General features: G+C 46.3%; 22 protein-coding genes. 12 read left to right on the top strand and 10 right to left on the bottom strand.

Going from position 1 to position 22,218, the window contains the following annotated elements:
• Window positions 1–50: 50 nt before the first annotated feature.
• The gene (gene fghA, locus QUA40_RS18725) at window positions 51–905 is read right to left on the bottom strand and encodes an S-formylglutathione hydrolase (protein ID WP_333128493.1); all 855 of its coding nucleotides are present in this window, start codon (window positions 903–905) and stop codon (window positions 51–53) included.
• A 221-nt stretch (window positions 906–1,126) separates the two neighbouring features.
• A complete protein-coding gene (locus tag QUA40_RS18720) occupies window positions 1,127–2,236 on the bottom strand; it encodes an S-(hydroxymethyl)glutathione dehydrogenase/class III alcohol dehydrogenase (RefSeq protein ID WP_333128491.1) in 1,110 nt (369 codons plus the stop codon).
• 76 nt (window positions 2,237–2,312) lie between these two features.
• On the opposite strand from QUA40_RS18720, the gene QUA40_RS18715 reads away from it, so the two are divergent.
• The 4 genes from QUA40_RS18715 (at window position 2,313) to sppA (ending at window position 6,310) form a co-directional block, all read left to right on the top strand.
• Complete coding sequence (locus tag QUA40_RS18715; RefSeq protein WP_333128489.1) at window positions 2,313–2,996, top strand: SDR family oxidoreductase; 684 nt, start codon at window positions 2,313–2,315, stop codon at window positions 2,994–2,996.
• 146 nt (window positions 2,997–3,142) lie between these two features.
• Window positions 3,143–4,192: a type 2 isopentenyl-diphosphate Delta-isomerase gene (gene fni / locus QUA40_RS18710; protein ID WP_333128486.1), complete on the top strand. Its 1,050-nt coding sequence runs from the start codon at window positions 3,143–3,145 to the stop codon at window positions 4,190–4,192.
• 159 nt (window positions 4,193–4,351) lie between these two features.
• Window positions 4,352–4,489, top strand: a complete 138-nt coding sequence (locus QUA40_RS18705) for a hypothetical protein (RefSeq protein ID WP_333128484.1) — start codon at window positions 4,352–4,354, stop codon at window positions 4,487–4,489.
• Window positions 4,490–6,310, top strand: a complete 1,821-nt coding sequence (gene sppA, locus QUA40_RS18700) for a signal peptide peptidase SppA (protein ID WP_333128482.1) — start codon at window positions 4,490–4,492, stop codon at window positions 6,308–6,310.
• Between the two features lie 229 nt (window positions 6,311–6,539).
• Here the strand turns inward: sppA and QUA40_RS18695 are convergent, their stop codons facing one another.
• The gene (locus QUA40_RS18695) at window positions 6,540–6,809 is read right to left on the bottom strand and encodes a GlsB/YeaQ/YmgE family stress response membrane protein (protein ID WP_333128479.1); all 270 of its coding nucleotides are present in this window, start codon (window positions 6,807–6,809) and stop codon (window positions 6,540–6,542) included.
• Window positions 6,810–7,113: 304 nt separating this feature from the next.
• Here QUA40_RS18695 and QUA40_RS18690 point away from each other — a divergent pair, with 304 nt between their 5' ends.
• Window positions 7,114–8,301 (top strand): tetratricopeptide repeat protein, encoded by a 1,188-nt coding sequence (locus QUA40_RS18690; protein ID WP_333128476.1) that lies wholly within the window; start codon window positions 7,114–7,116, stop codon window positions 8,299–8,301.
• A 128-nt stretch (window positions 8,302–8,429) separates the two neighbouring features.
• On the opposite strand, the gene QUA40_RS18685 is transcribed toward QUA40_RS18690, so the two are convergent.
• The gene (locus QUA40_RS18685) at window positions 8,430–9,140 is read right to left on the bottom strand and encodes a carbonic anhydrase (RefSeq protein WP_333128472.1); all 711 of its coding nucleotides are present in this window, start codon (window positions 9,138–9,140) and stop codon (window positions 8,430–8,432) included.
• Between the two features lie 234 nt (window positions 9,141–9,374).
• Here QUA40_RS18685 and QUA40_RS18680 point away from each other — a divergent pair, with 234 nt between their 5' ends.
• Complete coding sequence (locus tag QUA40_RS18680) at window positions 9,375–10,190, top strand: MOSC N-terminal beta barrel domain-containing protein (protein ID WP_333128469.1); 816 nt, start codon at window positions 9,375–9,377, stop codon at window positions 10,188–10,190.
• Between the two features lie 19 nt (window positions 10,191–10,209).
• Here the strand turns inward: QUA40_RS18680 and ylqF are convergent, their stop codons facing one another.
• Entirely contained in the window at window positions 10,210–11,064 is an 855-nt protein-coding gene (gene ylqF, locus QUA40_RS18675; protein WP_333128468.1) for a ribosome biogenesis GTPase YlqF, read from the bottom strand.
• A gap of 200 nt (window positions 11,065–11,264) precedes the next feature.
• Window positions 11,265–11,678, bottom strand: coding sequence for a universal stress protein (locus tag QUA40_RS18670; RefSeq protein ID WP_333128466.1), 414 nt, complete (start codon window positions 11,676–11,678; stop codon window positions 11,265–11,267).
• Between the two features lie 184 nt (window positions 11,679–11,862).
• Between QUA40_RS18670 and QUA40_RS18665 the strand changes: the two genes are divergently transcribed.
• Together QUA40_RS18665 and QUA40_RS18660 are read left to right on the top strand one after the other, a co-directional pair.
• Entirely contained in the window at window positions 11,863–13,062 is a 1,200-nt protein-coding gene (locus tag QUA40_RS18665) for a phosphoglycerate kinase (protein ID WP_333128463.1), read from the top strand.
• Window positions 13,063–13,253: 191 nt separating this feature from the next.
• Window positions 13,254–13,970 carry a pentapeptide repeat-containing protein gene (locus QUA40_RS18660; protein ID WP_333128460.1) on the top strand — a complete coding sequence of 239 codons (717 nt, stop codon included), beginning with the start codon at window positions 13,254–13,256 and terminating at the stop codon, window positions 13,968–13,970.
• Window positions 13,971–14,196: 226 nt separating this feature from the next.
• Here QUA40_RS18660 and QUA40_RS18655 read toward each other — a convergent pair whose 3' ends face one another.
• The 4 genes from QUA40_RS18655 to QUA40_RS18640 form a co-directional block, all read right to left on the bottom strand.
• Window positions 14,197–14,970: a response regulator transcription factor gene (locus QUA40_RS18655; RefSeq protein ID WP_445301166.1), complete on the bottom strand. Its 774-nt coding sequence runs from the start codon at window positions 14,968–14,970 to the stop codon at window positions 14,197–14,199.
• A 216-nt stretch (window positions 14,971–15,186) separates the two neighbouring features.
• The gene (locus QUA40_RS18650) at window positions 15,187–16,518 is read right to left on the bottom strand and encodes an EAL domain-containing response regulator (RefSeq protein ID WP_333128457.1); all 1,332 of its coding nucleotides are present in this window, start codon (window positions 16,516–16,518) and stop codon (window positions 15,187–15,189) included.
• A 672-nt stretch (window positions 16,519–17,190) separates the two neighbouring features.
• Complete coding sequence (locus QUA40_RS18645) at window positions 17,191–17,460, bottom strand: hypothetical protein (RefSeq protein ID WP_333128454.1); 270 nt, start codon at window positions 17,458–17,460, stop codon at window positions 17,191–17,193.
• An 80-nt stretch (window positions 17,461–17,540) separates the two neighbouring features.
• Window positions 17,541–19,445 (bottom strand): serine/threonine-protein kinase, encoded by a 1,905-nt coding sequence (locus QUA40_RS18640; protein ID WP_333128452.1) that lies wholly within the window; start codon window positions 19,443–19,445, stop codon window positions 17,541–17,543.
• A 302-nt stretch (window positions 19,446–19,747) separates the two neighbouring features.
• On the opposite strand from QUA40_RS18640, the gene QUA40_RS18635 reads away from it, so the two are divergent.
• The 4 genes from QUA40_RS18635 to QUA40_RS29070 all read left to right on the top strand — a co-directional run bounded on the left by QUA40_RS18635 (window position 19,748) and on the right by QUA40_RS29070 (window position 22,131).
• Window positions 19,748–21,298, top strand: coding sequence for a phenylacetate--CoA ligase family protein (locus QUA40_RS18635; protein ID WP_333128450.1), 1,551 nt, complete (start codon window positions 19,748–19,750; stop codon window positions 21,296–21,298).
• A gap of 153 nt (window positions 21,299–21,451) precedes the next feature.
• Window positions 21,452–21,751 carry an element excision factor XisH family protein gene (locus tag QUA40_RS18630; RefSeq protein ID WP_333128511.1) on the top strand — a complete coding sequence of 100 codons (300 nt, stop codon included), beginning with the start codon at window positions 21,452–21,454 and terminating at the stop codon, window positions 21,749–21,751.
• A 40-nt stretch (window positions 21,752–21,791) separates the two neighbouring features.
• The gene (locus tag QUA40_RS18625; RefSeq protein ID WP_445301165.1) at window positions 21,792–22,064 is read left to right on the top strand and encodes an element excision factor XisI family protein; all 273 of its coding nucleotides are present in this window, start codon (window positions 21,792–21,794) and stop codon (window positions 22,062–22,064) included.
• On the top strand, window positions 22,003–22,131 hold the full coding sequence (locus QUA40_RS29070) for an element excision factor XisI family protein (RefSeq protein ID WP_445301167.1): 129 nt from the start codon (window positions 22,003–22,005) through the stop codon (window positions 22,129–22,131). Before QUA40_RS18625 ends, QUA40_RS29070 begins: the two co-directional genes overlap by 62 nt.
• Window positions 22,132–22,218: the final 87 nt, after the last annotated feature.

Here is a 22,218-nt window from a genome sequence, read left to right as displayed (position 1 = left end):
TAAGAACCAGTTGTTGTGGAGCAGGCATCTTGCCTGCTTCTTGCTAGGAACTACCCACACAAAACAGCCGCGTGATGGCGAATGTGATCTTCCATAAAACTCGCGATCAAATAATAGCTGTGATCGTAACCTTCCTGCATCCTTAAAGTTAGCGGCTGTCCCGCTTTTGCACAAGCCTCGGCGAACACTTCCGGCAACAATTGCCCGTCAGCAAGAAACGAATCCGCAGTGCCGCAGTCAATCAGTATCGGACGGTTGTATCGCACCTCAAGCACCAATTCGCTAGCATCCCAAGCCCTCCAAATCTCTTTGTCGCCACCGAGGTAGTTTGCAAAAGCTTTTTGTCCCCAAGGGCAGCGCATTGGCGCGGAAATAGGCGCAAAAGCGGAAACTGAAAGATAGCGAGATCCATTTTTCAAAGCACAAATCAAAGCCCCATGTCCGCCCATCGAATGACCGAAAATCCCCTGTTTTTCCGGTAGTGCTGGAAAATTTTCGGCGATTAAATTCGGTAATTCATCAACCACATAACTGTACATTTGATAGTGAGCATTCCAAGGTGCGGCTGTCGCGTCAACATAAAAACCCGCACCACTTCCTAAATCCCAATCGTCATCTTCCCCAGGAATACCAGTATTGCGCGGGCTAGTGTCGGGCACAACCAACATTAACCCGTATTTGGCCGCAAATTGTTGCGCCCCCGCTTTTGCCATAAAGTTCTCTTCGGTGCAGGTTAAACCTGATAGAAAATACAAAACTGGTACGGGTTGAGATAAAGCTGGCGGGGGCTGGTAAACAGCGAATTTTATCTCGCTGTTGCAGGTTGAGGATTGATGGCTATAAAATCCGAGTTTTCCGCCGAAACTCTTATATTCTTTTTGCAGCTTTAGGGAGTCAGAGAGCATAATTGGGAATTGCGAATTGGGAATTAAGCTTTTTTCTATCCGTTACATCTCACATCTTGCACCATTATCAATAAGTCTTTGAAGGACGGGCGGGCAGGATGCCCACCCCACAATAAAACTCACTGTTTGTGGAACAGGCATCTTGCCTGTTCTTGAGAATGCTGCAACATCTCAGTTACATCCGTTACAAAATCCTTTGCCGAACATCTTCCTTCAAAAACTCAAAATGTCAACACTGTGCGAATTGATTGACCTTTGTGCATCAAATCAAAGGCTTCATTAATTTTGTCGATCGGCATTACCTGAGTTACCAGACTGTCAATATCAATTTTACCGTCCATGTACCAATCAACAATCTTAGGGACATCAGTTCTGCCTTTCGCGCCGCCAAAAGCCGTGCCTTTCCAAACCCTACCAGTTACTAGCTGAAACGGGCGGGTGCTAATTTCTTGACCGGCTCCCGCTACCCCGACAATTACGCTTACGCCCCAACCTTTGTGGCAGCATTCCAAAGCTTGGCGCATCACATTAATGTTGCCGATACATTCAAAACTGTAATCAGCTCCGCCTTTGGTTAAATCTACCAAATAAGGCACTAAATCGCCTTCCACTTCGCGGGGATTGACAAAGTGAGTCATGCCGAATTTTTCCGCCATCTCTCGCTTATCGGGATTCAAGTCTACGCCGACAATCATGTTAGCTCCCACCATGCGAGCCGCTTGAATTACATTCAAACCCACGCCGCCCAAACCGAAAACTACCACATTAGAACCCGGCTCTACTTTCGCAGTATTTATGACAGCGCCGATGCCAGTTGTGACGCCGCAGCCGATTAAACAAACTTTATCAAAAGGAGCATCTTCGCGAATTTTTGCTACCGCAATTTCCGGCAATACTGTATAATTAGCGAAGGTAGAAGTTCCCATGTAATGGTAAAGTTTCTGCCCGTCTATGGAAAACCTGCTCGTGCCGTCGGGCATCACTCCCTGGCCTTGAGTCAGGCGAATTGCTTGACAGAGATTTGTTTTGCGGCTCAAACAATATTCGCAGTTGCGGCATTCGGGAATGTAGAGAGGAATTACTCGATCGCCCACTTTGACACTCGTGACTCCCGGCCCAACTTCTGCGACAATCCCGGCTCCCTCGTGGCCTAAGATAGCAGGAAACAAGCCTTCAGGATCGGCACCGGAAAGAGTGTAAGCGTCAGTGTGACAAACACCCGTGGCTTTAATTTCCACCAGCACCTCTCCAGCCCGCGGCCCATCCAGATCCACCGTTTCAATACTCAAAGGTTTGCCAGCACTGCGAGCAACTGCTGCTTTTACTTTCATGCTTTCTCCTGCGATCGATTGTCAATTCACCAGTCAATATGTATTGTATTACTTAAGGTCAAAATTCACCAAATCTATGACAAAATTAATTGTAATTACCGGAGTCAGTCGCGGTCTTGGTCTTGCCATGACCGAAAAGTTTATTGAATTGGGACATACAGTTGTGGGATGCGCCCGTTCTTCCGAAGCGGTGGAAAAACTCCGACAAAAATATAGTGCGCCCCACCATTTTACTTGTTTGGATGTCACCAACGACGATCGAGTAAAAGCTTGGGCAACAGAAATTCTGGCGAAAAATGCTCCGCCAGATTTGCTCATTAACAATGCAGGTCTAACTAATTATCTCGCGCCTCTTTGGAAGGTCAGCAACGAAGAATTTTCCCAGGTAATTGATGTTAACATTAAAGGTACGGCTAATGTAATTCGCCACTTTGTCCCGGCAATGATTGCTCGAAAAAGCGGCATAATTGTCAACTTGAGTTCAGGTTGGGGAAGGTCAACTTCGCCGGAAGTCGCGCCCTATTGCGCTTCCAAGTGGGCAATAGAAGGACTTACCCGATCGCTCGCCCAAGAATTGCCCGCAGGTATGGCAGCAGTTCCTTTGAATCCGGGGATAATTCATACAGATATGTTAGAAATTTGTTTCGGAGAAGATGCCACAAGTTACCCGTCAGTCAAAGCATGGGTGCAAAAAGCAGTTCCTTTTTTACTAAAATTAAAACCTTCAGATAACGGAATGCCACTGACTGTTCCTGGATAATACAGCAACCCTTACAGGATTTGCGAATATCTCTCTTTTCTTCTCCTCTGCGCCCTCTGCGCTCTCTGCGGTTCATAAAAAAAATCTCAAAAATGAAATAAAATTTCTATATTCCCAACTCAAAACTCTTTCCCCAAATAGCCACTGTGAACTTGCCGCTAACCTCCCCCTCGCAAACCGAAACTCGCAAAGCAGACCACCTGCGGATTTGCCTCGAAGAAGACGTACAATTTCGCGAAACTACCAGCGGCCTAGAACGCTACCGTTTTGAGCACTGCTGTTTGCCAGAACTCGATCGCACTGAAATTGATTTAACCTCCACATTTCTAGGCAAAAAAATAGCCGTTCCCCTGCTCATTTCCTCGATGACCGGTGGCACAGAATTAGCCCAGACAATCAATTATCGCCTCGCCGATGTCGCTCAAGAATACAAACTAGCAATGGGAGTCGGTTCCCAGCGAATTATCGTAGAAAATCCTCAACTAGCTCCTACATTTGCCGTCCGTCGTCGCGCTCCAGATATTCTGCTGTTTGCCAATATCGGAGCCGTTCAATTAAACTACAATTACGGTTTGGAAGAATGCCAAAAAATTGTTGATATTCTGGAAGCCGATGCCCTAATTTTGCACCTCAATCCGCTGCAAGAGTGCGTTCAAACCGAAGGCGATACTAACTTTAAAGGACTGCTAGATAAAATTGCAAAATTGTGCGCTAAATTACCAGTACCAGTTATTGCTAAAGAAGTCGGCAACGGTATTTCAGGAAAGATGGCACAGAAATTGCTCGCCGCTGGAGTAAGTGCGATCGATATTGCCGGGGCCGGAGGCACTTCTTGGGCGAAAATAGAAGGAGAGCGAGCTAAAGATAGCAAGCAGCGCAGGTTAGGCGCAACCTTTGCCGACTGGGGAATACCAACAGCCGAGTGCATTGTCAGCACCCGCGCCGTAGCGCCGGATGTTCCCCTGATTGCCTCTGGAGGATTGCAGAATGGGTTGGATGCAGCGAAGGCTATTGCTCTTGGCGCGGATATTGCGGGACTGGCGCGGCCGTTTCTGCAAGCTGCAGCGGAATCAGAATCAGCCGCAGCCCTCCTAGCTGAGGCTTTAATTGCAGAAATCGCCACCGTGATGTTCTGTACGGGCTGCGCTAACTTGGATGAGTTAAAACATTCTGGGGTTTTGGAAAGGTTAAGATAAAAGTGAGTCAGCAGTCAGTTGACAGTTGACAGTTGACTGTTGCCATTAGTCAATAAAGTTCAGACAATTTATTGTCTTGAAATTATATGCGTTTATCTGTGTTTATCTGCCTAGCATCTGCGGTTGACCTATTAATCAAAGATTTAGGCAAAAGCTCTTATGACAACTGACAACTGTCAACCCTTCGACTTGCTTCGGCTAAGCTCTTCGGACAATTCGCTGGCTGACAAGCTGTCAACTGTCAACTGTCAACTGTCAACTGTCAACTGTCAACTGTCAACTCAACTAATTATCTAAATGAAAGATTTCCTAAAATATACCTGTGCAAGTTTACTGGGAACCTTCCTAGGACTGTTGCTGCTGGGCAGCATCGGATTGGGAGGACTGGTACTGCTAATTGCTATGGCGGCATCGTCGTCTAAAGATTCAGGCCCGCAAGTTAAAGATAAGTCTGTATTGGTATTAGACCTTTCTTTAAATATCACCGACAGCAAACCGATCCGTAGCACTAGCGCGGCGATTGAAGAAGTGCTTTCGGAAGATTCCGGCGATGCAGTGACGCTGCGGACTGTTTTGGACGCGATCGAATCTGCTAAAAAAGACCCGAAAATAGTTGGCATCTATCTCGAAGGTAGCTCGGATTCGAGCAGCAGCGGGTTTGCCAATCTCAAAGAAGTTCGATCGGCATTGCAGCGTTTCCGAGATGCCAAAAAACCCATTTTTGCTTACCAGATGGACTGGAACGAGCGAGATTATTACCTCGGTTCCGTTGCTAATACAATTGCCGTCAATCCTTACGGCGCTTTGGAAATCAACGGTTTTAGCAGTCAGGCAATGTTTTTCACTGGTGCTTTGGAGAAATACGGCGTCGGAGTGCAAGTGACTCGCGTCGGCAAATACAAGTCAGCCGTTGAGCCGTTTTTGCTCAAAAAAATGAGTCCCGAAAATCGCCAGCAAACTCAAAAGTTGCTCGGAGATATGTGGGGAGAATACCTGAAAACTATCGCCCCGAGCCGCAAAGTGACTGTTCCGCAACTGCAAGCACTTGCAGATAATGGCGGAACTTTGATGGCTGACGAAGCTCTCAAAAGCAAATTAGTTGATAAAGTTGTTTACTTTGACGAAATATCGACAGAACTTAAAAAACTCACAGGAACCGATGGCGAAAACAAATCTTTCAAGCAAATTAGTTTGAAAAACTACGCCAGAGTTGCTCAGGATAAAAACTCAACTCGCGCTAACAAGAAAAACCAAATTGCTATACTTTACGCCGAGGGAGAGATTGTAGACGGCGAAGGGGGCCCGACTCAAGTAGGAGGCGATCGCATCGCTACAGAAATGCGGAAAATCCGAGAAGATGACGACGTAAAAGCAGTGGTTTTGCGCGTCAACAGTCCTGGAGGTAGCGCGACGGCGGCCGAAGTCATTGGGCGCGAAGTTATGCTGACGGGCAAAAAGAAACCAGTTATCGTTTCGATGGGCAATTTAGCAGCATCCGGCGGCTATTGGATTTCGATGGGTTCCAGCCGCATTTTTGCCGAACCCAATACGATTACCGGTTCGATCGGCGTTTTTGGAATGCTTTTCAACGCCGAAAAGTTGGCTGCTAACAACGGCATAACTTGGGACGTGGTGAAAACCGCCCGCTTTGCGGATACTAACACGGTTTCCCGTCCGAAAAATCCTCAAGAATTGGCGAATATTCAGAGGGTAGTCGATCGCATTTACGATCGATTTATTACTAAAGTCGCCGACTCCCGCAAACTGCCGAAAAACAAGGTACAAGAAATTGCTCAAGGCAGGGTGTGGTCTGGTACGGCCGCGAAACAGTTGGGTTTAGTCGATGAAATTGGCGGGCTGGAAGATGCTGTCAGAGAGGCGGCGAAGCAAGCTAAACTCGGGGACGATTGGAAGTTGGAAGAATATCCAAAACGCCGCAGTTTGGAGGAGCGAATTTTGGAAAGAATTTCAGGCGTTCACGTTTTGAAACCAGCCGCCAAACTCGACCCGCTAACGGCAGAATTTAAGAAAATGCAAGATGAATTGGCTGTGATCAAGTCGATGAACGACCCACAGGGGGTTTATGTTCGCTTGCCTTTCAATTTGCGGATTGATTAATTAATACCAAGTCCGGGATTTTTACCCCTTTATTCTTCAGTCCCTCTCTGTGCGGACGAAAGTTTTGCTCTTGAACCGTTGCAAGCGCTGAGTCTGATCGGGGTTTTTAACGCGGATTTGGTAAAAGTAGGCTGACACATCCTACCAACAACTGAAAAACCCGGTTTCTTGAAGAAACCGGGTTTATGAATACCCTAAAAGTCGATCGACTGGGAATTGGCAATATTTATTATGCTGCACGCTGAGTTAACAATCCCCAGATGAAAAGTAGAACGATCGCACCTACAACTGCAAAAGCTATGCTGGGTAGAGTCAATGCTCCGAAGGATGCTCCCCCGCTCGTCCCCAGTAAGACTTGACCTAGATAACCTCCCACTAGCGCGCCCAAAATTCCTAAACCTGTTGTTGCCAGAAAGCCACCGCCTTGACTTCCCGGATAAATGGCTTTGGCGATCGCACCGGCAATCAGTCCTAAAACGATCCAAGCAATAATTCCCATTTCTCTTTCTCCTGAATTTTTAAACTTTTCTTGTGCCTTGTCTTATGTTCTAAGAATAACAACCCCTATCCCGCTCTTACCTCTACCGCAAGGATGAACTGAAAGTGGTAGGATTTCTCATGAATCATCGGAGTTTGAGGCTTTGTAATATCTCAAAAGAGTTAACCAACCCACTTTTTTTAGGGAAGAAAGGTACTTATGCTCAAGGCAAAAGGGAAATAGGAGAATCTTTTCTGGGACTTTTTGTGTTTTGGTGGTTAAAAAAATTACAATATTTCTGTGAAATTAGGAAAGTTTGCGCCCGATGGATCTGACTCTGTGCATGATTGTGAAGAATGAAGAGGCAACACTGTCGCGGACTTTGGACAGCGTTAAGGGTGTTGTGGACGAAATAGTGGTGGTGGATACGGGATCGGGCGATCGCACCCGTGAAATTGCCCGAGAATCCGGGGCCAGGGTTTATGACTTTGAATGGTGCGACGACTTCGCAGCGGCGCGCAATGAGTGTCTGAAGCACGCCCAGGGCGACTGGATTTTGGTGTTGGATGCCGATGAGGTTTTGGTACCGGAGATTCTACCTCAAATTAAGCAGGCAATTGGGAGCGATCGGCTGCTGCTAATCAATCTCATCCGCCAAGAAATCGGTGCCTCTCAATCTCCCTATTCCCTAGTGTCGCGCTTGTTTCGCAATCGCCCCGACATCCGCTTTTCTCGGCCTTACCACGCAATGGTAGACGACAGCGTGGCTGAGATTCTGCATAGGGAACAAACATGGAAAATAGCTTCTCTCCCCGATGTGGCGATTTGGCACTCTGGTTATCAAAAAGATGCGATCGCCGCAAAAGGTAAATTCCAAAAAGCTCAAGCAGCAATGGAACGCTATATCGCTTATTATCCAAACGATGCTTATGCTTGTAGCAAATTAGGTGCGCTGTATGTAGAAAGCGGGCAAATCGGGCGGGGAATTAATTTATTAACCAAAGGCTTGACTGCGGCGGCTATTGATGATTCTATTGTTTACGAACTCAACTATCATTTGGGAATTGCTTATCGCCAGCAGCAGCAGTTTGCCAAAGCAAAAGAACACTATCAAGCGGCAATTAATACCAATGTGATCCCGGCGCTCAAGTTGGGTGCTTACAATAATTTGGGCAATTTGCTCAAAGATGAAGGAGATTTAAAATCTGCTGAAAAAGCTTACAAAGCAGCTTTAAAAATTGACCCCAATTTTGCAGTAGGTCACTACAATTTGGGACTGACGCTGAAGGCAGCCGGAAATTTAGCAGATGCGATCGCCTATTACCGACAAGCGATAAAAATCGATCCCGAACACGCCGAAGCTCATCAAAATTTGGCAGTAGCCTTGCTAAAAATTGGCAAAATGCCCGAGAGTTTAGCAGAATTCAAAAGAGCGATCGCCCTTCACGAACAGCGCCGCCCTTTTGAGGCAGAACGCCTGCGCCGAGGACTGCAAGAAATGGGTTTAATCTAAACTTGCATATCTACTTTCTCGTTACCACATAAAATTTGTAGGGGCAATCCCCGATGGTTTCCCCTCGCTCCCCAAGGGGTAGCCAAAGAAAGGCACTACCCTAAAAATTCTGAAAATTACCAGCAAAATCAAGCAATTATCTCTACTTTGCCGCTATCCAAATCGTAGCGGCCCCCAACAACTTTAAGCTTACCCGCCTTGACTGCTTCAGCTAAAATAGGCGACGAAGATTGTAACTTATTTACATTGATTTTCACATTAGCTGTGACTGCGTTATCCCAGGCATCGCCACTTAGATTTTTTGTGGTATCAACTGCCGGTTTAATCGCCGCCACCAAAGTGCTCAGGTGTCCTGGAAGAGCTTTACCATCTAAAGCTGCTTTGACAGCACCGCAGCGTTCGTGACCCAGAATTACTAATAGCGGTACCCCTAGTTCTAAGGTGGCATATTCTATATTTCCGAGAACCACATCGTCGAGAAAATTTCCCGCTATTCGGATATCAAATAAATCCCCTAATCCTTGGTCGAAAATAATTTCCGGAGCAACGCGCGAATCAGAACAAGCCAATATGGTTGCAAACGGATGTTGACCCTGTGCTACTTCTACAATTCGCGATCGAGCTTGGTCGGGAAATGTCCGTTTTTGCTCAATGTAGCGTTGATTTCCCTCCATCAATTTCTTAAGAGCACTGCTAGGAGTAATGTCAGAGATTGCCTCTGCCTTTGCTGCTTCGGCTTGTAAAAACGCAGGTGCCAAGCTTGCCGCAAGCATCCCTGCACCAGCCTTCAACATTATATTGCGTCGCGAAATCAGGCCTTTTTTTCCGCTTTCATTCATTGCTTATAACTCGGTTCAATTTTTTCTATTTTATACCATAATATCTACCACAAGCTCAGTCAGACTTCTTTGATTTTTATGTACAAGGTGCTCCGGCACAATGTAAACTTCAAAAAAGTGACTCATTTTTATTTCATTCATATTTTATTTAGTAAAGTCAACTGCGGTCATCCTTCTGCCGGCAGGGGATGCTAGAATGTATCTAAAACGACAATTATTTATCAATGGCTCGAAATGTCCTACGTCGCCAGCATTCATATTTATCCGGTCAAGTCCCTTGACGGCATAGCAGTCAGTCAAGCCACTATTCTAGCCAGCGGAGCTCTAGAAGGCGATCGCTCTTTTGCAATCTGCGATGCAGCAGGAGAATTTGTTAACACTAAGCGCAACAGTGGAGTCAGTTTTCTACGCTTATCCTTTGACATAAAAAAGAGAATTGCCGGCCTGAAAATACAAGACACCGAACAAGAATTTTTTTTTCATGTAGATAGAGAACGCTTGGCAATAGAATCTTGGTTGAGCAACTACTTCGGTTTCCCCGTCAAGTTAATTGAAAACTTGCTGACAGGTTTTCCCGACAATACCGCTGCACCAGGGCCAAGCATTATCAGTACCGAAACAATTGCCGAAGTTGCATCTTGGTTTCCGAGAGTTTGCGTTAACGAGATGCGCCATCGCTTGCGAGCTAATATTGAAATAGGAGATGTCCCGGCTTTTTGGGAAGACCAACTTATCCCACAAGCCGATGAAATTGTGAGGTTTAAAATAGGAACAGTAACATTTGAAGCTATTAATCCCGGTCAGCCATGTATCCTATCTACGCGAAATTATGGGACGAAAGCAAGCGATCCAAGTTTTAAAAATATACTAACAGCCAAGCAGAAGGAAATCATGCCTGACCTGGTAAACAAAGGGCATTTAAATCACTTTAGTCGGCTGATAGTTAACACGCGAGTCGCACCTCACGCAGCAGAAAAAATATTACACATAGGAGACGAAGTTCACATTCTGGGCCTCAGCAACTCTCTATTGAATACCATTTCTGATTAGTTGTAGGGTACGAATCTGATCAAGCCGGCGGCAACTCCAAAGTAAGTTGACCCAAAACACCAGTTCTAAAATCGTTTAACATCTGCCGCGCCGTTCGTTCGACATCTCCTTTATACCTATCTTTTGCTACCTCGTGCAAATAATCTTCACCATTATTAGAGGCTGCATCTAATTTATAGCGGGATTTGAAACCCGATAGTGATATCAACGTGTCATCAGCCGCCTCCAGCCCTTGGAGCAAATCTACCATCGCTGCTGCTACTACCTGATTGTCGTAAGCTGCTTCACCAATATCTTCGCAAATAGCTAATTTTATGGCATTTTCTTGATTGTTAATTCGGGTTGGGATCACTCCGGGGGCGTCTAATAATTCAATTTCGTCCGAAATGCGAATCCATCGGAGCGATCGAGTTACTCCAGCTCTGCGAGCACTATCTACCACTCTCCGCCCTAACAGCCGATTAATTAAAGCAGATTTTCCCACATTGGGAAATCCCATTACCACTGCGCGGACTGGACGGGGCAGCATACCTCGATCGAACCTTCTTTGATTTAGCTGCACCCCAGCATTCTGCACCGCATCCGCCACAGCGTCTACTCCATGACCGTGCTCGGCATTAGTAAAATACGCAGTTTCCCCCTGGGCCTCAAACCATGTTTCCCACGCCTCGCGCGATCGAGGCGTAATCATATCCATGCGGTTGATGACCAATACTCGCGGCTTGCCGCCCACCCAGCTCGGCATTTGGGGGTGATAAGTAGCCAATGGAATGCGGGCATCTCGGACTTCGAGCACCACATCTACCCGCTTTAGCTGTTCTTTTAATGCCCGTTCAGCTTTGGCAATGTGACCGGGATACCAGTGAATTTTCATTAGTTAGTTGACTGTTGACTGTTGACTGTTGACTGTTGACTGTTAACTGTTAACTGTTAACTGTTGACTATTGTTATTGGTTAGTTGTTATTGGTTAGTTGACTGTTAACTGTTGTTATTGGTTAGTTGTTAGTTGTTAGTTCTTGAATTACAACAGTCAACTGCCAACCATCAACAGTCAACAGTCAACTGTCAACTGACTAAGGCACAATCAAAACTGCACAAGGAGACAGATTGATCACCCGATTGGTAACGCTGTCAGACGCCCCATCATCGGTTAAACCCATCCCCCGACAGCCCATCACAATCAAATCAGCCCCAATTTCGTCAGCCACATCACAAATCGTGAAAGCAGGTTTGCCTTCCCGTTCGATGATTTCAGCTTCAATTCCCTGCTGGGAAAACATCGATTGGGCCTCAGAAAGAAGTTTGGCGACTGCTTCGGGGGAAGTCATCACCTCTCGTGCGGGGGCGTCGGCCTCCTCGGCTGGGGGCTCGACTACCGAAAGAATAACTAAACGAGAGCCGTAGGTTTTCACAATATTGACAACCTTTTCCGCCGCTTCGCGGGCTTCTCGGCTTTGATCTACAGGAAATAAGACAGTCTTGAACATAGTGCGCATTTCCCGGACACGGACTCCGATAAAATGTTTACGTTGAGCCAATCAGTGCCGTTTGTTTCATCTTCCGTTTTTTGTACGGGCGCGGTTAAATGCGTCCGAGGCCCCAAGTGCAAGTGACGAGTGCCGCCATTTCAACGGAATTAGACAAAAACACAAATATTAGGAGGTTAATCCTGTGACAAAAAAAACTGTAGCAAATTTATCGGCATCGGACTTATCGGGCAAACGGGTATTGGTGCGGGCGGACTTTAACGTGCCGCTCGACAACGGCAATATCACCGATGATACTCGCATCCGGGCGGCTCTGCCGACAATTCAAGATTTAGCGTCCAAGGGCGCTAAGGTGATTTTGTGCAGCCACTTCGGGCGTCCCAAGGGTGTGACGGAGAAGTTGCGCTTGACGCCGGTTGCGAAACGCCTGTCGGAATTGTTGGGCAAAGAGGTCAAAAAGACTGACGACTGCATCGGTGATGAAGTCGCTGCTACAGTCGCCGCGATGCAAGATGGCGATGTGCTGTTGCTGGAAAATGTCCGCTTCTACCCAGAGGAGGAGGCAAACGACCCCGAATTTGCTAAGAAGTTAGCTTCTGTGGCCGATTTGTATGTCAATGATGCTTTTGGTACGGCTCACCGGGCTCACGCTTCTACTGAGGGTGTTACTAAGTATCTGAGTCCTTCTGTGGCTGGATTTTTGATGGAGAAGGAACTGCAATATCTCGGCAGTGCGATCGACAATCCTCAGCGTCCTTTAGCTGCTATAATCGGCGGTTCTAAGGTTTCCAGCAAAATTGGAGTCATTGAAAAACTGTTGGAAAAGTGCGACAAACTGCTGTTGGGCGGTGGCATGGTTTTCACGTTCTACAAAGCTCGCGGCTTGAACGTGGGCAAGTCTTTGGTGGAAGAGGACAAGCTGGAACTGGCTAAGTCTTTGGAAGCTAAGGCGAAGGAACGGGGAGTTACTTTTTTGTTACCTACTGATGTGGTAGTTGCTGACAAGTTTGCTGCTGATGCGAATACTCAAACTGTTCCTGTAGAAAGCATCCCGGAAGGTTGGATGGGTTTGGATATCGGCCCTGATTCAGTAAAAACTTTCCAAGATGCTTTGGCAGATTGCAAAACTGTAATCTGGAACGGGCCGATGGGCGTGTTTGAGATGGAGAAGTTTGCTGCTGGAACTGAAGGTATTGCTCATTCTTTGGCTGGACTTACTAAAACTGGTACTACCACAATTATCGGTGGTGGTGACTCGGTGGCGGCTGTTGAACAGTTGAATTTAGGCGAACAAATGAGCCACATTTCTACTGGTGGCGGTGCTAGTTTGGAACTGCTCGAAGGTAAAGAATTGCCTGGTGTTGCTGCTTTAGATGAAGCTTAATTAAGTTAAGTAGGGCGGGTAAAGCCCGCCTTGCTGGAAGCAGGTCTATATCTTTGGCTGCGAATCATTTTTTTGAAGATTTACCGCAGAGGGCGCAGATAACGCATAACAAGAGAAAAGAGAGAAGGATATCGGTTTAAAGTCTATAGTTTGCTAGTATAATTTGTTTGAAGTAGCAGTGAGGTTTGTTTGTGAAACTTAAACTCTTGGCAACTGTAACGGCAAGTTTAGCTTTGTTTGGGCTGGCAGCTCCCGTTAAAGCTCAAAATCCAGATCATGTTAGGCAATTGCTGGAAACTAAAGAGTGCGAGGGCTGTGACTTGAGAAATGCTGATTTGTTCAAGGCTAGCTTGTACAGAGCTAATTTAAGAGGAGCGGATTTAAGCGGAGCAAATCTCTATGAAGCTAATTTGTTAGAAGCGGATTTAAGTGATGCTAATTTGGCAAATGCTAACTTAGTTAATGCCGAGATGTACGGTGCTGAATTGAATGGTGCTAATCTGCGAAATGCGGATTTGTCTAATGCTTTTTTGGGGCGAGCGAATCTGACGAGTGCTGATTTGCGCGGTGCTAAACTTTTTAATGCGAATCTGGGCGAAGCTTATCTGTTGCAAGCTAATTTGTCGAATGCCGATTTGAGGCGAGCGCTGCTGTTTAGAGTTAATTTGAATCGTGCGAATTTAAGCGGAGCGAATATGTCTTCGGCGGATGTGCGCGATAGTAATTTGCAGAATGCTATTTTGTCAAATACTAGGCTTCCTAATGCTCTATTGAGCGGTACAAATATCGATGCGGCTAATAACGTGCGGCAGGGTGATTTGGAACGTGCCAACTTTCGGGGTACGAATTTGGGGCCTGGAGTTTGCGTGATAACTACTTTTCCTTATTGTGTTTTGAATGTGGAATAATCAGCCTGCTGAGTGCGTCAGCCGCGATTAATTTGGCAGCTACGGGAGTTTTTGACTGGCTGGCGCGCCCTAGCTTTATATCATGTCCGCCTAAATGCCAGTCATAGCAAAGTTTACGACAGCAGAGATAAGCAATCTTAAGCTCCTGGGATTGCTTCACTTCATTTGGTTCCGTTCTCTTGGGACAAATCGTAAGTAATTTGCCGGACATGATATCAGAGCTGAGCTAAGTGTGCGGTGGTTTGTATCCGTTTTCTAGGGCAAATCTCACAAGCTGGGCCCGATTTTCTAGTTGTAATTTACTGAAAATGCTACCTAAATGAGCTTGCACAGTCCGGGGGCTAATAAACAGCCGATCGCTAATTTGTTTGTTAGTATAACCCTGGATCACTTCCCAAAAAACTCTTTCCTCGGCTGGTGTTAAAGGCAAAGGTGCAGGTGCTGGCAATACTGCCACAACTTGTGGTTCCACCGCCCTACCGCTAGAAGTTTGAAGCAGTCGGACAATCTCGGCGTGAATGCGGTGAGAGCGCTCTAGCTGCGCCTTTACCTTAGCTAAGATTTCTTCAGACTGAAAAGGTTTTACCAGATAATCGTCAGCTCCGATCGAATGACCTTCAACTTTTGACTCCAACTCGCCTTGACCCGACAAAAAAATAAAGGGGACTAACTGTCCCAAACGGGTAGTTCGCAAACGGCGACAAAACTCAAACCCGTCCATTTCCGGCATCATGACATCTGAAATTACTAAATCTGGGGGGGCATTTTCAAAAATCGAGAGCGCCTCAACCCCTGAATTAGCGCATTCCACCCGATATCCTTGACTTTCCAGGTACATTGCTAAGACTGTTTGACAGTCTGCTTCGTCGTCAACCACTAATATTCTTTCCATGACAGGCTTGCACCAATTCCAGTTGGACAGTTCTTGAAACTGCCAGTCCCAAAGTAGGAACTTAAATGAGTGTACCTCCTGCAACTTGATAAAGGCTCGCAATTTCAAGACGCCACACTTTCTCAAATAGTCCAATTAGGGGCGCCTAGCGCCTAAAAGGGGAAGCAGTAGAGCAATATGGGGAACAATATCCTTCTGTGATTCGCATATCATCAAAAGCTACAACTTTTTATGAGGAAGCGTCAACTTTTATGCAGAAAATAGAAGGTAAAAGAAAGAATTTAATCCTATAGAACAGAAATCTTGGTGACACTTACACTATTCCTATCCTAGACCCGACATTGAAAGGTTTTTAGATTTTTCTGGTTCGGACACAGGGACAACGCGAGCAGGCCCTGCGGCTGAGGGCGGCGCGAACAAACTCGGGTCGGCAACCAACATACTTTCAATTATCGCTGCTGGTTCGGGGCGACTGAACAGATACCCCTGCATGATATCGCACTGATGTTGTTTTAAAAAATCTAGTTCTGCTTCTGTTTCCACTCCCTCAGCAATTACGGTCATATTCAAACTGTGACCCAGTAAAATTACTGCTGTAGTAATAGCAGCATTTTGAGTATCTTCGTTGGCATTACGGACGAAAATTCGATCGATCTTTAAACTGTCAAAAGCAAATTGCTTGAGATATCCTAAAGTAGCGTAACCGGTGCCGAAGTCATCAATAGCAATCCGAATTCCTAGAGCTTTTAGTTGGTTTAAAGTAGCGCCTGCTACTGTCGCATTTTCCACCAAAGCGCTTTCGGTCATTTCTAATTCTAAATTAGCAGGCTCCAAGCCTGTAGTTTCCAATATTTGGACGATTCGCGCCTTGAGTTCCGGGTCAGACAACTGCCGGGCCGACAAGTTTACTGATATTGTAAAGGGCGAAAACCCCGCCGCCAGCCAACTAGCGGCTTGAGCGCAAGCTGAAAGCAGTACCCACTCGCCAATCTGAATAATTAAACCTGTTTCTTCTGCTAAGGGAATAAATTCGGCGGGAGAAATTATACCTCGATCGGGATTCTGCCAGCGCACTAAAGCTTCAGCGCCGATAACTTGGCCGGTAGCAATATTCACTTGTGGCTGATAGTATACCTGAAACTCACCTTGTGCCAAAGCGTGGCGCAACAAAGCTTCGAGAGCAAACTTTTCAGGAGAGAGAGTCGTAACCTTGGTGGAGTCGTTAACTAAATCTTTGAGTCTGGCTTCTGCTTGGTGAAGCGCGACTGTCAGCGGTTGAGTAATAGTTTGCCGTTTCAAGACGCGAGAAGCAATGGCTCCCAGCAATTCAGCTTTGGTAAACGGCTTTGTCAGGTAATCGTCTGCCCCCAATTCCATCCCCCGACGAAAATCGGTTTTCTCACTTTGAGCCGTGAGGAAAATAAATGGAATTGTTGCAGCTAGCGAGTTTTGCCGCAGAGTCCGCAACACGTCATAACCGTCGAGTTCCGGCATCTGCACATCGCACAAAATTAAATCAGGTATCTCCGAAAGTGCCATCTGCACCCCAGCTCGACCGTTTTCAGCAGCAATGACCCGGTAGCTGTGAGATTCCAGGAGTTGCAGAAGAGTTTCCCGGATTAATTCGTCGTCTTCAATCACCAAAATTTTGAGCATGATACTTAGATAATAGATGGCACTATATATCTGAACCTGACTAACTCTAGCATACTCAAACTAGCAAATTAATAATTCAGCTAATTAGCCCATAAATGATTAGCCAAATGGCTGAATATTTGCCGTCGGTTCTTAAGTCACAATAAAAGAACTGCCAAAATTGGGAACATTTCGATATCTTTCAAGAGCAGAAAACTGCGGCGCGAGACTTGTTTGATAAACTTTTATTACAAAATAACCGATATTTCTCATAAAAAATTTTTCAGCTAACAGTTTCAGTGCGCCGATGGCGGAAATTACTCAGGCAATCACTTATATGATGTCCGATTAATTGTTCATAATTATAGCCTTTCTCAGATAGATGAGGTACGCTAAAACCCTGTACGATCCAGGGTTCCAGGTCAATATCCATACCTCACCTTTTTGAGAAAGGCTATAGTCAGTGTTTGTACTGGCAAGTAGAGTTTTCTCTCAATGGATGAATCAGGACGCTACGTCCTGATTCATCCAAAAAAGGATACTTGCTTTCAGACAACAGTCGTGGAGAGATAAGAATTTTAGATTAAGGTTCAATCTACCATATTCATCGGTGAACTGAATCTAAAATCTCAAATCGACTAATGGACAACTTAATTATGGTTCTCTAACCGGAAATCATAATTATCCACGGCCTTAATTCACAGGCTTAGTGGAATTGGCGCAAAACTTGGAATCTACAATTGCAGAAGTGATACTGACAGCCTGCATTGATGATGACGGAATTATCTGGTCTTGCGGAAGTACCACGGTCTTTTTACAAACCAGCTCGCTACTGCCTACAGAGGCAAAGTTCCAAGCATAAAATTGGGGAGTGCTGACTGTCGCATTGGCCGGATGTAAGCCTAGTGCAGTCACTAATACTAATCCCAAAGTCACTAAAGCTACGATCGCGAATCTCAGCATATTCTTTGTTTGAACCCGACAACTTATCTGATTGGTATTACCTTATTATTGCCTGAGTGGATCGAGAGCGTCAATAGCAGTTATTCCGCCGTCAGATTCAACTCGTAAGCGATCGGCTCGGATGCCTGAGAAACTACCACGAATTCATAATAACCAGAATCATCGAGCAATCCCGACCAACTAAGCCCCTCTGCATCTTGCAGCAAAGCCCGGGCTTTGTTTGTCCGCCCGGGAGAATAAATTGACAGCAGAGTAGATTTGGGCGGAGCTTGCAAATTCACCCGCAAAGTTTGATTTTGAGCGAACCGGGCAATATAAGCTTTCCCTTCTCCGGGTTTGAGATTGCCTGTGAGGCTTTTGCTGTTCGATCTGCGGTCAAATTCAACGCTTTCGACAGTTGCTCCAGCTTGCAAAGATTCGAGGGCGTCAGCGGTAATTGCTTGCCAAATTTGTCCGATTGGCAAACCAATGATATTGCGATCGCGCGGCTGTTGTGGAAACCAATAAAAGAACTTAGCATCAGCCAAATCGTACAAAGCCCGACTGCTCAAATTCAGCTTGTTAACTTCTGTTTTCCAGCGATCGAGATCAGTAGTGTCGTAAGTGCCCAACCGCGCTCTAGCGTCGCTGCTGAGATTTTCCAGCTTGTCGAGCAACTCGTCGCCGATTTTCTGCCACCTTTCGCGCCATTGGCGATCATCATCGCCTTCTTTTAACAGCCGTCCGCCCAATTCCGGGTATTTGGCATAGAAAGTCTCGTCCACAAGGTTGACGTAACCGCTATAGAATCGATCGTCAATTTTGAGCTTTACAAAGCGATCTTGCAAAGCATCTTCTTGCTGCTGCTTCGGGTTTGGAGGCTGGGGAACTTTCTGTACTTTTGATTGCAGATTTAACAAAGAATTGCCCGCAAACCAGCCAACTCCCCCCATAGTTGATAGCACAGCCACCACAAACAAAACCATTTTCCAAGCAGGCATTTTTTGCTGATTGCCAATAGCAGCAATTCGCACCGGAGTTCCCGGCAGTTTTGGCGTGGGAGCGGGCACGGGTATAGGCGAGAAATCCGGTGGCTGCGTGATCCCAAAATCCGGGGCTGGTGGCAAAGGTGGCTGTAAAGGCGGATTGCCCGAGAGAGCGAGCATTACCTCGCGAGCCGAGGAGTAACGCTGGCTCGGCTGTTGAGCAAGCATTTTATCCAGCACTAGGGACAAATTCGGAGACAGAGAACATTCCGCCCGCCAGTTCCAATTCAGCGTTTGGCTGTCGAGCAACTGATGCGGTTCCTTCCCAGTCAGCAACACCAAAACCGTAGCCGCCAGAGCGTACAAATCGCTGTGGGGATAGACGATGCCCATCTGCATCTGTTCGATGGGAGCATAGCCGAGCTTGCCGATGCGAGTCGCGGGGGCGGGAGTGCCGTTAGCCTCAGCGAACAGAGACTCTACGGTGGCGGCGACTTGTTTTACTCCGCCGAAGTCGATCAGAACCGGCATTCCGTCAGAACTCCGCAGAATGAGGTTGTCCGGGGAGATGTCGCGGTGAAGCACTCCCAAAGAGTGAATGTATTCGAGGACTGGCAAAATCTGGAGCAGCAGTTGATTGATTTCTGCCTCTATGAACCGCAAACCCTGACGCTTGCGGGCGTCGAGCAGAAAGCGGTAGGTTTGACCGGGTACGTAGTCTTGGACGAGAAATAGGTAGCCTCGATCGCTGATACTGACGCGGAAGAGTTCGCGAAAGCGGGGGATTTGATTGTGTTGCAGCTTATAGAGGACTCCTGCTTCCCGCTCGAACAGTTCCTCGGATTTTTGTAAAGCGTAACTTCCATGTACTTGGGGCGCAAATTCTTTTAAAACGCAGGGTTCGTTAAATCGGTGGGCATCTTCAGCGAGGTAGGTGCGTCCGAAGCCTCCGTGTCCCAATTCGCGGACGATGCGGTAGTGGTTGTTGAGAGTTATGCCGGGGTAGATGGGATTGTTCATTGGAACTTGCTGCGTCGGATTTTCACGCTTGACTGAGACTGGGAGTTTTGGGCGATCGCGCTAATTAATCTTGACATAGTGTGTCGGTGTTTATTAGTCGATCGGCAGCTTGGCTATCCCCTGTGGTTATTGTGAAAACCTCGGTTTCGTGCTATGGAAGTTTATCTACTGCGCCATATTTTCGATCGACCTCAAAATGTGTTCCAATTTTTAGTGTCCAGCCCAATGTGCGATCGGGCGTTAGCGCTACTAATTGAATCTTGAGCATCGAGGTGCCAAATACCCATTTTAAGGAGCAAATAATGCAGCCAGAACAGCGTCAGCGAGCAATGGGGGCGTTTGAAGAGTTTTTGAGGGCGCCGCTTGAGGAACGATTGCAACACCAGCAGAATCGAGTTGCCGAATCCGGGGCGATCGCGCTTTTTCAAAAAGTCGCGGCCACAGTACCAGCTTACCAGACTTTCCTAGCTGCACTTAACATCAATCCCGCCTCAATTCAAACCTTTGAAGACTTCCAAAAATTGCCGCTAATTACCAAAGAGAATTATTTACGCTATCACCCGCTACCTCAGTTGTGCTACCAGGGCAAATTAGAAACGTGCGATTTCATTGCTGTTTCATCTGGTTCGACAGGAAACCCGACATTTTGGCCGCGTTTTATCAGCGACGAGTTGCAAATTGCTGCTCGTTTTGAACAAATATTTCACGACAGTTTTTACGCCGACAATCGCTCAACTTTAGCTGTGATTTGCTTTGCCTTGGGAACTTGGGTAGGCGGAATGTACACGGCAAATTGCTGCCGCTATCTAGCGAGTAAAGGCTATCCAGTTACAGTTGTGACGCCTGGGAATAATAAGACTGAAATATTCCGAGTTGTGCAGGAACTTGGGGAGCATTTTGAGCAAGTAGTTTTGTTGGGATATCCGCCATTTATCAAGGATGTGATTGATAGCGGAATTGCTGGGGGTGTGGAGTGGCAAAAATATCGAATTAAGATGGTGTTTGCGGGGGAAGTGTTTAGCGAAGAATGGCGGAGTTTGGTGAGCGATCGCACTAATTCTGACAATCTATATTACAACTCTGCGAGCCTTTACGGTACTGCCGATGCGGGCGTTTTGGGCAACGAGACACCGCTGAGTATTTGCATCCGTCGCTTTTTAGCAAACAATCCCGAAGCAGCACGCAATTTATTCGGGGAGTCGCGGTTGCCAACGCTGGTACAGTACGATCCGAAAAGCCGATTTTTTGAAGTGAATAATGACGGCACGCTGTTATTTTCTGGCGACAACGGCATCCCGCTAATACGCTATCACATCTCGGATAACGGCGGTTTAATTTGTTACGAAGCAATGCTCAATTTTTTGGCAGAATGGGGATTTAACCCTGTGGCACGTTTGCAGCAAGCAGCAGCTATGAAAGTTTCCGATTTCCCCAGAGGAATTCGCTGCTTGCCCTTTGTCTATGTATTCGGGCGATCCTCTTCGAGGGCTTCGCTAACGCACTTTACCGTTTCCTACTTCGGTGCTAACATTTACCCGGAAAATGTCACCGTAGGTTTAGAAGTTCCCACCATTCGGGAATGGGTGACGGGAAAATTTGTACTGCAAGTCAAGGAAAATGCCGATCAAAATCGGTTTTTATCGGTGGTTGTGGAATTAGCAGCGGGGGTGGAGGGCGATGAGAAGATGCAGGAGGCGATCGCATCTTCAATTCTCGCGCAATTGCTGCGGCTAAACAGCGAATTTGCTAATTATGTGCCGCCAGAATATCAGTTACCTGTGGTGACATTAACGGAGACGGGCGATGCGGAGTATTTTCCGATTGGGGTGAAGCACCGATACACGCGGCAGTAAGTAGTTTGAATTGATGAGTTATCAGTGTTCAAAAGTCTTGTGTTATTCTATAATTAGGGTGACATTTGATGGTTCAGCTTAGAATAGAATATGCCAGCAAAAGACATCTACCACAATACGGTCAGAACAGCTCTATAAAAAGACGGCTGGACGATAACAAACGATCCGCTAACCCTAGAAATTGGCGATCGTTCCCTCTACGTCGATTTGGGTGCAGAAAAAATACTTGCTGCCGAAAAGCAAGGTCACAAAATTGCTGTAGAAGTAAAAAGTATTTTGAGTATTTCACCCGTTCATGACTTAGAAGAAGCTTTGGGACAGTATATTGTCTACGAAGATATCCTAGAGCTTTCGGAACCAGAACGGAATATATATCTGGCTGTTCGGGAAGAAGTTTATCTAGATATTTTCTCTGAGCCACTGGGGCAACTTTTGTTGCGAAAAAAAGACTAAAATTAATTGTTTTTGATTCATCAAAGGAGATAATTGTCACATGGATAGACTAGATGAATATCGCCAATTTATTGAGAACATCTTAGATAGTTATGCCCAGATTCCTTACCCATACGGGCAAGTAAAAAACAGCGTTATTGTTGACCGCGAACAAAACAATTTTTTACTGATACATGAAGGTTGGCAAGGGCCTCAAAGAATTCACGGGTGTATCGTTCATGTGGAAATTAGGGACGGACGGGAAAATTTGGATTCAACAAGATGGTATAGAAACGGGAATTACCGCAGAACTTGTAGAATTAGGAGTGCCTAAAGACAAGATTGTTTTAGGGTTTCATCCGTATCATGTTCGGCAACATACGGGATATGCGATCGCCTAAACCAGCTTACAACCCACATTCCGCACCCCAACTGGCACATACGCAAATTCAGGGGATAATAGTGAGTAAAAACACCCAAAAATCTCT

The sequence above is a fragment of the Microcoleus sp. Pol11C3 genome (genome assembly GCF_036701485.1).
GTDB lineage: Bacteria > Cyanobacteriota > Cyanobacteriia > Cyanobacteriales > Microcoleaceae > Microcoleus.
This window is presented reverse-complemented; position numbering and strand designations above follow the sequence as displayed.

What these genes read in the sequence shown, in the direction of transcription:
- fghA (WP_333128493.1), bottom strand. Translation starts at nt 905, where the DNA reads ATGCTCTCTGACTCCCTAAAGCTGCAAAAAGAATATAAGAGTTTCGGC.
- QUA40_RS18720 (WP_333128491.1), bottom strand. Translation starts at nt 2,236, where the DNA reads ATGAAAGTAAAAGCAGCAGTTGCTCGCAGTGCTGGCAAACCTTTGAGT.
- QUA40_RS18715 (WP_333128489.1), top strand. Translation starts at nt 2,313, where the DNA reads ATGACAAAATTAATTGTAATTACCGGAGTCAGTCGCGGTCTTGGTCTT.
- QUA40_RS18705 (WP_333128484.1), top strand. Translation starts at nt 4,352, where the DNA reads ATGACAACTGACAACTGTCAACCCTTCGACTTGCTTCGGCTAAGCTCT.
- sppA (WP_333128482.1), top strand. Translation starts at nt 4,490, where the DNA reads ATGAAAGATTTCCTAAAATATACCTGTGCAAGTTTACTGGGAACCTTC.
- QUA40_RS18695 (WP_333128479.1), bottom strand. Translation starts at nt 6,809, where the DNA reads ATGGGAATTATTGCTTGGATCGTTTTAGGACTGATTGCCGGTGCGATC.
- QUA40_RS18690 (WP_333128476.1), top strand. Translation starts at nt 7,114, where the DNA reads ATGGATCTGACTCTGTGCATGATTGTGAAGAATGAAGAGGCAACACTG.
- QUA40_RS18685 (WP_333128472.1), bottom strand. Translation starts at nt 9,140, where the DNA reads ATGAATGAAAGCGGAAAAAAAGGCCTGATTTCGCGACGCAATATAATG.
- QUA40_RS18680 (WP_333128469.1), top strand. Translation starts at nt 9,375, where the DNA reads ATGTCCTACGTCGCCAGCATTCATATTTATCCGGTCAAGTCCCTTGAC.
- ylqF (WP_333128468.1), bottom strand. Translation starts at nt 11,064, where the DNA reads ATGAAAATTCACTGGTATCCCGGTCACATTGCCAAAGCTGAACGGGCA.
- QUA40_RS18670 (WP_333128466.1), bottom strand. Translation starts at nt 11,678, where the DNA reads ATGTTCAAGACTGTCTTATTTCCTGTAGATCAAAGCCGAGAAGCCCGC.
- QUA40_RS18650 (WP_333128457.1), bottom strand. Translation starts at nt 16,518, where the DNA reads ATGCTCAAAATTTTGGTGATTGAAGACGACGAATTAATCCGGGAAACT.
- QUA40_RS18645 (WP_333128454.1), bottom strand. Translation starts at nt 17,460, where the DNA reads ATGCTGAGATTCGCGATCGTAGCTTTAGTGACTTTGGGATTAGTATTA.
- QUA40_RS18640 (WP_333128452.1), bottom strand. Translation starts at nt 19,445, where the DNA reads ATGAACAATCCCATCTACCCCGGCATAACTCTCAACAACCACTACCGC.
- QUA40_RS18635 (WP_333128450.1), top strand. Translation starts at nt 19,748, where the DNA reads ATGCAGCCAGAACAGCGTCAGCGAGCAATGGGGGCGTTTGAAGAGTTT.
- QUA40_RS18625 (WP_445301165.1), top strand. Translation starts at nt 21,792, where the DNA reads ATGGATAGACTAGATGAATATCGCCAATTTATTGAGAACATCTTAGAT.